This window comes from Herbaspirillum sp. ST 5-3, assembly GCF_004804275.1.
In the GTDB taxonomy this organism is placed as follows: domain Bacteria; phylum Pseudomonadota; class Gammaproteobacteria; order Burkholderiales; family Burkholderiaceae_D; genus Noviherbaspirillum.
In genome coordinates, this window is record NZ_STGI01000012.1 from 109,706 (window position 1) to 121,676 (window position 11,971).

General features: G+C 62.7%; 12 protein-coding genes. 7 read left to right on the forward strand and 5 right to left on the reverse strand.

Annotated features, from left to right (window positions below; genetic code table 11):
* Positions 1-9: 9 nt before the first annotated feature.
* The 3 genes from ahpF to E6W33_RS27105 form a co-directional block, all read right to left on the reverse strand.
* The gene (gene ahpF / locus E6W33_RS20610) at positions 10-1,590 is read right to left on the reverse strand and encodes an alkyl hydroperoxide reductase subunit F (protein ID WP_136419206.1); all 1,581 of its coding nucleotides are present in this window, start codon (positions 1,588-1,590) and stop codon (positions 10-12) included.
* 162 nt (positions 1,591-1,752) lie between these two features.
* Positions 1,753-2,316 (reverse strand): alkyl hydroperoxide reductase subunit C, encoded by a 564-nt coding sequence (gene ahpC, locus E6W33_RS20615; RefSeq protein WP_136419207.1) that lies wholly within the window; start codon positions 2,314-2,316, stop codon positions 1,753-1,755.
* 180 nt (positions 2,317-2,496) lie between these two features.
* Entirely contained in the window at positions 2,497-2,667 is a 171-nt protein-coding gene (locus E6W33_RS27105) for a hypothetical protein (protein WP_168798707.1), read from the reverse strand.
* 178 nt (positions 2,668-2,845) lie between these two features.
* On the opposite strand from E6W33_RS27105, the gene E6W33_RS20620 reads away from it, so the two are divergent.
* From E6W33_RS20620 to E6W33_RS20630, 3 genes are all read left to right on the forward strand, one after another.
* Positions 2,846-3,127 (forward strand): hypothetical protein, encoded by a 282-nt coding sequence (locus E6W33_RS20620; protein ID WP_136419208.1) that lies wholly within the window; start codon positions 2,846-2,848, stop codon positions 3,125-3,127.
* A 3-nt stretch (positions 3,128-3,130) separates the two neighbouring features.
* Positions 3,131-3,550, forward strand: a complete 420-nt coding sequence (locus E6W33_RS20625) for a DUF1810 domain-containing protein (RefSeq protein ID WP_136419209.1) — start codon at positions 3,131-3,133, stop codon at positions 3,548-3,550.
* A gap of 115 nt (positions 3,551-3,665) precedes the next feature.
* Positions 3,666-5,576, forward strand: a complete 1,911-nt coding sequence (locus E6W33_RS20630) for a helicase-related protein (protein ID WP_247869724.1) — start codon at positions 3,666-3,668, stop codon at positions 5,574-5,576.
* A gap of 266 nt (positions 5,577-5,842) precedes the next feature.
* On the opposite strand, the gene E6W33_RS20635 is transcribed toward E6W33_RS20630, so the two are convergent.
* Positions 5,843-6,514, reverse strand: a complete 672-nt coding sequence (locus tag E6W33_RS20635; protein ID WP_136419211.1) for a hypothetical protein — start codon at positions 6,512-6,514, stop codon at positions 5,843-5,845.
* Between the two features lie 164 nt (positions 6,515-6,678).
* On the opposite strand from E6W33_RS20635, the gene E6W33_RS20640 reads away from it, so the two are divergent.
* A complete protein-coding gene (locus E6W33_RS20640) occupies positions 6,679-8,193 on the forward strand; it encodes a DUF1800 domain-containing protein (RefSeq protein ID WP_136419212.1) in 1,515 nt (504 codons plus the stop codon).
* Between the two features lie 8 nt (positions 8,194-8,201).
* Positions 8,202-9,398 carry a DUF1501 domain-containing protein gene (locus E6W33_RS20645; RefSeq protein WP_136419213.1) on the forward strand — a complete coding sequence of 399 codons (1,197 nt, stop codon included), beginning with the start codon at positions 8,202-8,204 and terminating at the stop codon, positions 9,396-9,398.
* Positions 9,399-9,401: 3 nt separating this feature from the next.
* Here the strand turns inward: E6W33_RS20645 and E6W33_RS20650 are convergent, their stop codons facing one another.
* Positions 9,402-9,914 carry a TlpA disulfide reductase family protein gene (locus E6W33_RS20650; protein WP_136419214.1) on the reverse strand — a complete coding sequence of 171 codons (513 nt, stop codon included), beginning with the start codon at positions 9,912-9,914 and terminating at the stop codon, positions 9,402-9,404.
* Positions 9,915-10,122: 208 nt separating this feature from the next.
* Here E6W33_RS20650 and E6W33_RS20655 point away from each other — a divergent pair, with 208 nt between their 5' ends.
* Positions 10,123-10,815 (forward strand): MgtC/SapB family protein, encoded by a 693-nt coding sequence (locus E6W33_RS20655; RefSeq protein ID WP_136419215.1) that lies wholly within the window; start codon positions 10,123-10,125, stop codon positions 10,813-10,815.
* A gap of 92 nt (positions 10,816-10,907) precedes the next feature.
* On the forward strand, positions 10,908-11,933 hold the full coding sequence (locus tag E6W33_RS20660) for a class I fructose-bisphosphate aldolase (protein ID WP_136419216.1): 1,026 nt from the start codon (positions 10,908-10,910) through the stop codon (positions 11,931-11,933).
* Positions 11,934-11,971 lie beyond the last annotated feature (38 nt).

Below are 11,971 nucleotides of genomic sequence, written 5' to 3' on the forward strand. Positions count from 1 at the left end.
CCCCGGCGGTCAGGCCGCGATCGCCACCTTGCTTTCTTGCGGCGCCGAGCTGCGGATCAGGTGATCGAAGGCGCTCAGGGCCGCTTTCGATCCTTCGCCCATGGCGATGATGATCTGCTTGTAGGGCGTGGTGGTGGCATCGCCGGCGGCGAATACGCCCGGCACCGAGGTGCGGCCGTGCGCATCGACTTCGATTTCGCCGCGATTGCTCAGGGCGATCGTGCCCTTCAGCCAATCGGTATTGGGCAGCAGGCCGATCTGCACGAAGATGCCTTCCAGTTCGACGTGGTGCGCCGCACCGCTCTTGCGGTCGGTATAGCGCAGGCCGTTGACCTTGTTGCCGTCGCCCGTGACTTCCGTGGTTTGCGCGCTGGTGATCACGCTGACGTTCGGCAGGCTGAAGAGCTTGCGCTGCAGGACCGCGTCGGCACGCAGCTGGCCATCGAATTCCAGCAGCGTGACATGCGACACGATACCGGCCAGGTCGATCGCCGCTTCCACACCGGAATTGCCGCCACCGATCACCGCCACGCGCTTGCCCTTGAACAGCGGGCCGTCGCAGTGCGGGCAGTAGGCCACGCCGCGATTGCGGTATTCCTTTTCGCCGGGCACGTTCATCTCGCGCCAGCGCGCGCCGGTCGCCAGCACCACGGTCTTCGCCTTGAGGCTCGCGCCGCCGGCCAGCCGGATCTCGATGTTCTCGCCGGGGATCAGCGCTTCGGCGCGCTGCAGATTCATGATGTCCACATCGTAGGACTTCACGTGCTGTTCCAGCGCGGCGGCCATTTTCGGCCCTTCGGTTTCCTTCACGGAGATGAAATTCTCGATGCCCATGGTGTCGAGCACCTGACCGCCGAAGCGCTCGGCGACGACGCCGGTGCGGATGCCCTTGCGTGCCGCATAGATCGCAGCCGATGCGCCTGCGGGTCCGCCGCCGACGATGAGCATGTCGAACACGTCTTTCTGCGCGATCTTCGCGGCTTCGCGCTGCGCGGCGCCGGAATCGAGTTTCGCGAGGATCTCTTCGAGCGACATGCGGCCCTGGCCGAAGCTTTCGCCATTCAGGAAAACAGTCGGCACGGCCATGATCTGGCGTGCGGCGACTTCATCCTGGAACAGCGCGCCGTCGATCATCGTGTGGCGGATGTTGGGGTTGATCACCGCCATCAGGTTCAGTGCCTGCACCACGTCCGGGCAATTCTGGCAAGACAGGGAGATATAGGTTTCGAACACGAACTCGCCCTCGAGCGCGCGGATCTGCTCCAGCACGTCGGCATCCGCCTTGGGCGGATGGCCGCCGACCTGCAGCAGCGCCAGCACCAGCGAGGTGAATTCATGGCCCATGGGAACGCCGGCGAAGCGGATGCCCATGTTGCTGCCCGCGCGATTGAGCGAGAACGATGGCGTGCGTTCGTCTGCACCGCGTTGCTCGGTCAGCGTGATCTGCGAAGACAGATTGGCGATGTCGTTCAGGAGTGAAGACATTTCATGCGCGCTTTCGCTGCTGTCCAGCGACGCGACAATCTCGATCGGTTGGGTGACTTTCTCGAGGTAAGCCTTCAATTGGGTTTTGAGGTTGTTGTCCAGCATGATGATTCCCTTGTGAGGATGGTGGAATGTCGGGATGTGCAGTGCCACTTCCGGATCAGGCTCGTGCCAGCGGAACAATCAGGGTGATCGGGGAGTGGTGCTGCGGACGCGGGTTGCCGCGTCCGGTCGGCGCACCGCGCGAAGGCGGCGCGCCATGAAGATTTAGATCTTGCCGACGAGATCCAGCGACGGAGACAAGGTCTTCTCGCCCGGGGTCCACTTGGCAGGGCAGACTTCGCCCGGGTGCGATGCCACATACTGCGCTGCCTGCACCTTGCGCAGCAGTTCCTTGGCGTCGCGGCCGATGCCGTTGTCATGGATTTCGCACAGCTTGATCTGGCCTTCCGGATTGATCACGAAGGTGCCGCGCAGTGCCAGGCCTTCTTCTTCGATCATCACGTCGAAGTTGCGGGTGATCGCGCCGGTCGGATCGCCGATCAGCGGATACTTGATCTTGCGGATGGTATCCGAAGTGTCATGCCATGCCTTGTGGGTGAAGTGGGTGTCGGTGGACACGCCGTAGACTTCCACGCCCAGCGACTTGAAGGTGTCGTAGTTGTCGGCCAGGTCGCCCAGCTCGGTCGGGCAGACGAAGGTGAAGTCGGCCGGGTAGAAGAACACGACGGACCACTTGCCCTTCAGGTCGGCTTCGGTAACCGGAACGAACTTGCCGTTATGAAAGGCGGTTGCTGAGAAAGGCTTGACTTGGGTATTGATCAGAGACATGGTGACTCCCGTGTTGTTGGTTGAAGAAAAAACGTCATGGGTGAATCATAGTGCCGATCTATGGAAATGAGAATTCGATAGTTTGGATCGAAACCATAGACTAAATCTATTACTGCCCTGTCTTGCGGGCAAACATGCGGCGTGAATCCCGGCTAATGCGTGAAGCAGCGTGCGCGCTTGTCATTTCTTGTTGCGGCGGTCCGTCTGCCGGCGTTCGACAAGGTCCCAGCCGATCTCTCGGCGTATCTGCTCGGGATCGTGCAGGGGCGAACGGGAATTCTGACGGCGCTCGATCTGTCGCCGCTCCAGATATTCGCGGACTTTTTCCTTCGCTTGCTTGGGCTGTTCCATTGCGGATATGCGGTCGGATGTTGGCGGGGTTGCGGAGCGAGGGCCGCTGCAGACGCATTTATAGGTTAGGAACTTCCCGGTCGCGGGACTTGACGCGACACAAAGGACGGAAAGGAAACAGTGGCCGCGCGCCGGCGACCTTCGCCTAATATGGAGAACAGATGGAGACCGCATTCCGATGGAAAAATTCCTGATACAGAACGAATTCGGCCAGCCGCAGGAATTGCTGGGCGAGGAAATTGTCGTGCCGGGCTTTGAAGAGCTTCAGTTCATCCTGCACACGTGGCTTTACGACAAGCACGGCGGCTGGGCCATTACCGAACGCTCATCGGGCAAACGCATCGCAAGCGGACCGGCCGGCAGCGAAGACATGGCGCGCGCGCAGCTGGAACGGCAATTGAGCATCCACGGCAAGGATGCGCTGATGCACGTGCTGGGCAAGGGACGATTGTCGAGCTGAGCCATGGACGATCCCTTCCGGTTGCAACGCTTCGTGGATGCGCAGCGCTCGACTTACGAGACCGCCTGCGCCGAACTGCGTGCGGGCCGCAAGCGCAGCCACTGGATGTGGTTCATCTTCCCGCAGATACAGGGACTGGGGCAAAGCGAGATGGCGCGCAGGTACGCGATCTCCTCGATTGAGGAAGCGCGGGCTTACCTCGCGCATCCGGTGCTCGGCACGAGGTTGCGCGAATGCGCGCGCATCGTGGCGGCGATCGAAGGCCGCACGGTGGAAGAAATTTTCGGCTATCCCGATGACATGAAATTCCGGTCCTCGATGACGCTGTTTGCACGGGCCGGCGAGGACAATGCAGTGTTCGAGGCATGCCTGCGGAAATACTTCGGTGGCGAGCCCGATCCTGCTACGCTGGCGCGGTTGTGAGATTCTCCCGCACGCCATCGTTTTCCATCTGTTTCACAGTGACTCTTTCCGGTTCATGACAAGCGCGTCCCCCTCCCCCGACTCTCCCGCGACCATCCCTGCCACCGACGACAGCATGGCCCCGGAACTGCACGCGCAGGCACTGGGCGCCGATCTGGTCAAATCGGAGGGCCGCGTATTCCTGCGCTTTTCCGGCCTTGCCGAGGTGGCCGGGCTGCACATTCCCTACAGCCTCGTTCCGAGTCAGGGCGTGCTGGCCAAGCCGAGCAAGTGGCGCAAGATGGCGCCGGAAGAACAATTGCAGCTGATCACGCAGCGCGCCCATTCCGGCGTGAAGGAAGAACTGCATCGCGAAGTGACCGCCTTTGTTGCCGGACTGCATGCGCGTGCCGACGATGTCGGACTCGATGCGATGGTTTTCCTGCACGCGCTGGAAGGGCGCGACATGTCCGATCCTGCGGAGTATGTGTTCGAGCGCATCGAGCAGCGCCTGCAGCATGCGATCGAGCGCCAGAACGAAGAGCGGCACGCGGCGCTGACGAAGGAGAGCATCAATCTCGCGGAATATCCGGCATCGTTCGAGGTCGCCTGGCGCATGCCGCGCCGCTTCATCGCCTTGCTGGGGCCGACCAATTCCGGCAAGACGCATCAGGCGATGGAAGCGCTGGCCCGGGCGAAGAGCGGCGTCTACCTCGCGCCACTGCGCCTGCTTGCGCTGGAAAACTACGAACGCTTGCTGGAGGCCCGGCCGCACGGCAAGGAACTGCTGGTCAGCCTGGTGACCGGCGAGGAGCGCCGCATCGTCGAGGGCGCCACGCATGTGGCCAGCACGGTGGAAATGCTCGACACCAGCACGCGGGTGGATGTGGCGGTGATCGATGAAATCCAGATGCTGGGCGATCGCGACCGTGGCGCCGCGTGGACCGCCGCAGTATGCGGCGCACCGGCATCGGTGGTGTACCTGGTCGGTGCGCTGGAGGCGCGTCGAGCGGTCGAAGCGCTGGCCGAACGGCTGGAATGTCCGCTCGAAGTGCATGTGCTCAAGCGCAAGGCACCGCTGTCGATGGAAGCCAAGGCGGTGCGCAAACTGCGCAACCTGCGGCGCGGCGATGCGGTGATTGCCTTCTCGCGGCGCGAGGTGCTGATGTGGCGCGACATGATCACCGAGAGCGGATTCTCGGTGGCGACGGTGTATGGCAACCTGTCGCCGGAAGTGCGCCGTGCGCAAGCGGCGCGCTTTCGCAATGGCGAGGCCGATATCGTGGTCGGCACCGATGCCATCGCGATGGGGCTGAACCTGCCGATCGAACGCGTGGTGATGACCACCTCGACCAAGTACAACGGCATCGAGGAGGAAGAAGTGCCGGCGGCGCTGGCGCGGCAGATCGCCGGCCGCGCGGGCCGCTTCGGCGTGCACGAGGAAGGCTTCGTCGCCGGCTATGACGAAGAAACCCATCATGTGATGCGCTCGCTGCTGAAGGAGAAGGTTCCGCCGGTGGCGGCAGCGGGCTTTTCGGTGGCGCCCACGCTGGAGCATCTGCATCGGATCGCAGCGGTCACCGGCGAGCAATCGCTGACCAGACTGTTCAAGCGCTTCGTGCACAACATCGACGTGCCGGATGGCTTCTTCTTCCCGCGCATCACCGATGAACAAGCCGAACGCGCGCTGTGGCTCGATACGCTCGCACTGTCCATAGCCGACAAGTTCACGCTCTCGCTGGTGCCGATTTCATCGCGCGTGCCGTCGCTGCATATTGCATGGCAGGACTGGGCGCGTGCGCTCGCCAAGCACAAGGTCAGCGCGCTGCGTCACGAGTTGGTCTCTCTATCGCGTCACAATCTGCAGGAGGTGGAAGACATGTGCAGGATGTATTCCGCCTATGCCTGGCTCGGCTATCGCTGTCCGGAATTCTTCCCCAGCGGCGAGCTGGCGCAGGAACTGGCGCGCGAGGCGTCCGAGCGGGTCGATGCGATTTTGCAGGCGCAGAATTCGATCCTGCGGCGGCGGCGCGGGCGAGTGGCTTAGAACCTGTTTAGTGTCTTTTTGGCAGGCGCGCAGCGTTCTGATCCGGCCGGATACTAGGCGCGGCGACGCGACGTAGCGGTGCTACGGCAAGGAGCCGTAACAACGTAGGCGGCCGGATCAGAACGCTGCCCAAAGGGTTCTGCCGGGAAGGGCGCATTGCGGCGTTGCGCCGCTTGCACAGACGGCCAGTCTGAGCAGCGCGGCGCGCCTTGCCCTGCATCCCTTCCCGGTAGAACGCGCCTGCCAAAAAGACACTAAACAGGTTCTTACCCCCTGCGCCACATGAAGACACCGAGCAAGGCCATCCAGACCAGCAGCAGAATATTCGCCGGCATGTTCACTGTCATGGCTGTTTCGGAGAAGCCGGTATAGGCGATCACGACGCCCGCGACCATGGTGGACGGGCCGCCCAGGCAGGCGAGGAAAGCGAGCCACGCCGGATATTTCTTTGCTTTCGAGATGGCGATTCCGTAGAGGCTCGCAGCAAGACCCAGCACCAGGCTGAGCATGGCGGCCAGCCCGATCTCGATCTGGCGAACGGCAAAGGCGGCCTGAAAAACCGCGTCCCTTTGCGCAGGCGGTGCAGCGACCCATGCGTTCACCATGGATTTCAACGCGATGCCGTCGACTGCCTGCAAGGCGGCGGCAACACCCAGGCCGGCGATCGCCGCGCCGTAACCGAGACGAGACCAGATTTCGCCTTGCGACTCGCGCAAGAGTTGCGAGAGCGATATCAGTGCGAACACCATGAGCGTCACGCCGGCCAGTTGCGTCAAATGGCTGGCGATCCAGTGGTGGTCGGCAGCATACTCAGTGAAGGCGGCCAGCGCGTCGGCCGGGTCTGCTTCCATCGGATGCAAAAGTGTGCCGGCGAGCAGCAGGATGCTGCCGCCGATGGCGCACATCGCGCCGATCTTGCCCGTCTTGTTGTGTTTCATGCTGTGCGTCCGCAGATTCTTGGTTTTGTATTTTTGGCAAGCATTATAGCCACGACTTGGGTTCTTACACGCTGTTACCATTTCCAGTGATTGCCCTTGTCCTCTTCTGCCGCCAAGCGGACGTTAACCTGCACAATCAAGAACAAGTCCGGAGGCGCGGCGGCATGGCTAATTTCCTATTTGCACGGATTCCACTTGCGGCGCTGTTCATCGTCTGCACCGCGACTGCTGCCCCGCGAACCGATCCCTTGCTCACTTTGCCCGTACTTAACCGCATCACCTGGGGCGCGAACAGCGAGGCGCTGCGCCAGGCCAATGCCCTTGGCCTGGGCCGTTACCTCGAACAGCAGCTGCACCCCGGCCCCGCGAACTTGCCTGTGCAAGTGCAAGCGCAGATCGACGCGATGACCATCTCGCAGCGTCCGCTGGAACAGCTGGAGCACGATTTCGAACAGCGCCGCCGCGATGCGCAAGGCATGAGCGATGCGCAGAAGCAGGCCGCGAAGCAAGCCTATCAGCAGGACCTGAACCGTCTTGCACGCGAGGCGGCGAGCCGGTCGCTATTGCGCGCGCTGTATTCGCCCAACCAGTTGCAGGAGCAGATGACCTGGTTCTGGATGAATCACTTCAATGTGCACCAGGGCAAGCACGATCTGCGCGCGATGATAGGCGATTACGAAGAGCACGCGATACGGCCCTACGCGCTCGGCAAATTCCGCGACCTGCTGGCCGCCACCGCGCACCATCCGGCGATGCTGCGCTACCTCGACAATGAGCACAACGCGGCCGACCGCATCAACGAGAACTATGCGCGCGAGCTGATGGAACTGCATACGCTCGGCGTCGATGCCGGCTACAGCCAGCGCGATGTGCAGGAGCTGGCGCGCGTGCTGACCGGCGTCGGCATCCATCGCGGCGAACAGATGCGGTTCGGGCGGCCCGCGTTGCAGCAACAGTATGTGCGGCAGGGCTTGTTCGAATTCAATCCGAGGCGGCACGATTACGGCGACAAGCAATTGCTCGGCAGGACGATACGCGGGCGCGGCCTGGCCGAACTGGACGAGGCGCTCGATCTGCTGAGCCGCCAACCGGCGACGGCGCACTTCATCAGTCGCAAGCTGGCGCTGTATTTCGTGTCGGACGATCCGCCCGCCGCACTGGTCGAACGCATGGCGCAGAGCTTCCTGCGCAGCGACGGCGATATCGCGGTCACGCTCAGAACCCTGTTCGATTCGCCCGAATTCGCGCAGTCGCTCGGCCGCAAGTTCAAGGACCCGGTGCACTATGTGGTGTCGGCGGTGCGGCTGGCCTATGAAGACAAGCCCATCCTGAATGCCGGCCCGATGCTGAACTGGCTCAATCGCATGGGCGAGCCCTTGTACGGCCGCCAGACGCCCGACGGCTATCCCCTGACGCAATCGGCCTGGAACAGCGCGGGGCAGATGACGACGCGCTTCGAGATCGCCAAGGCCATCGGTGCGGGCAGCGCCGGCCTGTTCAGGACGGATGACATGCTGCCGCAGGAACGGCCGGCCTTTCCGCAACTCGCCAATGCCTTGTATTACCAGTCGCTGCAAGCGGGCCTGAACCCTGCCACGCGCGCCGCGCTGGAGCAGGCGGCATCGCCCCAGGAGTGGAACATGCTGCTGCTGGCGTCTCCCGAAATGATGCATCGTTAGGAGCAGAAATGAAACGTCGTGACGTGCTCAAGGTTCTGGCTTCCCTGCCGCTCGCCGGCTCCGCGGGCAGCCTGTTTGCCGCACCCGCTGCCAGGAGCAAGCTGCTGCTGGTGTTCCTGCGCGGCGGATACGATGCGGCCAATCTGCTGGTGCCGGTCTCCAGCCAGTTCTACTACGAGGCGCGGCCCAACATCGCGATTGCGCGTCCCGGTCCGGATCTGAATGCGGCGCTGCCGCTCGACGCCGACTGGGGCCTGCATCCGGTGCTGCGCGATTCGGTGCATCCCTTGTTCAGCGCGGGGCAGGCGGCCTTCATTCCGTTCGCGGGCACCGAGGACACCTCGCGCAGCCATTTCGAGACACAGGACGCGATCGAGTTGGGCCAGCCGGCGGGACGCGGGCGCGATTTCCAGTCGGGTTTTCTGAACCGGCTGGTGATGGAACTGAACGGCAAGGATGCCATCGCCTTCACCGATCGCCTGCCGCTGATCCTGCAGGGCCGCGCGCAGGTGCCGAATGCGTCCTTGCGCGCGGCGGCAAGGACGAATGTGGACGCGCGCCAGAGCAGCCTGATCGCGTCGATGTATCGGGGCACGGAACTGGAGCAGCAGGTCAACGACGGTTTTCATCTGCGCGACGAACTCATGCAGGAGATGGGCGGCATCATGGGCCGTGAAATGGAGGCCGCCAATCGCAATGCGATTTCAACCAGGGGTTTCGAGTCGGTTGCGCGCCGCATCGCCACGCTGATGCGCGACAGGTACAACATCGGCTTCGTCGATGTCGGCGGCTGGGACACGCATGTGGGCGAGGGCGGTGCGAGCGGCCTGCTCGCCGGGCGCCTCGATGCGCTGGGGCGCGGGCTGGCCGCCTTCGCGCAGGAAATGGGCGGCGCGTGGCGCGACACGGTGACGGTGGTCATCAGCGAATTCGGCCGCACCTTCCGCGAAAACGGCAATCGCGGCACCGATCACGGGCACGGCACGGTGTACTGGGTGCTGGGCGGCAGCGTGCGCGGCGGGCGCATCGCCGGCGAGCAAGTGCGGGTGGAACAAACGACGCTGTTCCAGGATCGGGATTATCCGATACTCAACGAATACCGCGCAGTGCTGGGCGGCTTGTTTGCGCGCATGTATGGCTTGCGCTCGGCGCAGCTGGAGCGCGTCTTTACTGGCGTGAAAGACCGCGATATCGGGCTGGTATAGCGTCTACATCTTGACGCGAAACGCCTTGCCGATCACATCCACCGCTTCCGGACTGTCCCATTGCTTGGCGCCATAGAACTTGGCGACCACGCGGCCCTGCGCATCGACCAGCAGCGTCAGGGGAATGCGGTCGGCGCCCAGCATGTTTTCCAGGAACAGCTCACTGTCGATGTAATTGCTGAAGCTGGTTTTCGATTGCTGCAGGAAGGCCAGCGCGCGGTCGCGGTAGTCGTCGGTGGAGACGCCGATCACGTTGAACTGCTTGCCGCCATAGCGCTTCGCGAGGCGTTCCAGCGATCCCATTTCCGCGCGGCAGGGGCCGCACCAACTGGCCCAGACATTGATGACCAGCGGCTTGCCCCGATAGGCCGACAGCTTTTTGGCGGGACCGGACAGGCCCTGCATTTGCGCTTCGCGCAGCACGCTGCCGATCTCGACTTCGCCGGGTGTCTTCGAGAACGCGGAGGATGCCGCGCCGGCGAGGCAGAGCAGTAACAGGGAGAGGATACGTTTCATGCTTCCAAGTTTATCAGTTGCCGGTCAGCAAAAGAAGCGCCAGAGCCGGACGCACGCAGGTTTCCTGACCTGAAGCAAACCATGTGTTGCCGGCATGGACAGTTCTTGATATTTCCGGCAACAGACGATATGCGCTCCGGTCAAACTTGTTGCATGCCAGGCATGACACGGTACCGCCCGACGCACCGGTTGCTCAATGGACTTCACGATGGATGCCGATTATGTGGTGATCACCCTGCACCTGTTCGGCGCGCTTTGCGCCGGCGGGATCATTGGGCTGGAGCGCAGTTTTCACGGCCGCCCGGCGGGTTTCAGGACGCATGCGCTGGTGTGTGTTGCCTCCAGTCTGCTCATGCTGGTGATGCTGTACCAATGGAAATGGCTTCCGGGCGCGGCAAACGACACCGTCAGGACCGATCCGACCCGCATGGCGCAGGGCATCATGACCGGCATCGGTTTTCTCGGTGCGGGCGTGATTTTCAAGGAAGGGCTGAGCGTGCGCGGCCTGACCACGGCGGCATCGATCTGGATCACGGCGGCCATCGGCATCCTGATCGGCGTGGGATTCTATTACCCGGCCATTCTGGCGACCGCGCTGACGCTGGGCATCCTGTCGCTGTTCCGCCGCATCGAGGCGAGGATGCCGTCGCAGTCCTATGCGCACCACGCGCTGCGCTTCGAGCGCGACCAGGTGCTTTCGGAAGCCGAGGTCAGGAAGATCATGGCGAACCACGGCTTCAATATCGCCAACATGAGCTATCGCATTACCGAGGATGGCCAGCATTTTGAATACCGCATGGTGATTCGCACCTCCGACGTGAGGAACATGTCCGTGCTGTCGACGCATTTGCTGTCGCTGGAGCAGGTGAAGTGCTTTCAGATTTCGCCTACCGGCGATTAGCCTTACAGCAATCATGTCAGTTCGCCATTGCGGTCGCGGTGCATTGATGCCAGCATGATTTCAGCCATTGTCCTGAATGGGAGTGATCGACCATGAACATCGACGAGCTCAACAAGGTGGCGCGCGCCATCGTCGCCGACCGGAAAGGCATCCTGGCGGCGGATGAAAGCGGTCCCACCATCAAGAAACGCTTCGACGCGATCCAGCTGGCGTCCAGCGAAGAAAGCCGGCGGCGCTATCGCGATATCCTGTTCACCACCGAGGACGTCGAACAGTATCTCGGCGGTGTGATTTTGTACGAAGAAACCCTGCGTCAATCCAGCAAGGACGGCATACCCTTTGCCGAACTGCTGTCGCGTCGTGGCATCATTCCCGGCATCAAGGTGGACAAGGGCAGCAAGGCGCTGGCCCTGCATCCCGGCGAGAAGATCACCGAAGGCCTGGACGGCTTGCGCGAACGCCTCGTCGAATACCGGCAGATGGGCGCGCGCTTCGCGAAGTGGCGCGCGGTGATCGAGATCGACGAGCACACGATACCAAGTGGCTGCGGCATACGGACCAATATGCATGCGCTGGCGCGTTACGCCGCGCTATGCCAGGAAGAGGGCATCGTGCCCATCGTGGAACCGGAAGTGCTGATGGACGGCGCGCACGGCATCGCGCGCTGCGAGGAAGTGAGTTCACGCGTGCTGGGCAAATTGTTCAGGGAACTGGACGCGCATGGCGTGGCATTCGAAGGCCTGCTGCTCAAGCCCAACATGATCATCCCCGGCATGAAGTGCCCGCAACAGGCCAGTGTGCAACAGGTTGCCGAGGCGACGGTGCGCTGCCTCAAGCGCTACGTTCCCGCCGCCGTGCCAGGCATCGTGTTCCTGTCAGGCGGGCAGAGCGCGGAAGATGCAACCGACCATTTGAACGCGATGAACAACATGGGCCCGCATCCGTGGCAGCTCAGCTTCTCCTACGGCCGCGCGCTGCAGGCGCCGGTCCTCGCCGCATGGCAGGGGCAGGAAAGCCGGGTGGAAAAGGCGCAGCAGGCCTTCCTCTTGCGTTGCCGGCTGAACGGGCTGGCACGCGCAGGCGCTTATGCACGAGAGATGGAGAAAGAGGCGGGATAAAGAGGAAACCTTGTCCACGGAAGGTACGGAAAACACGG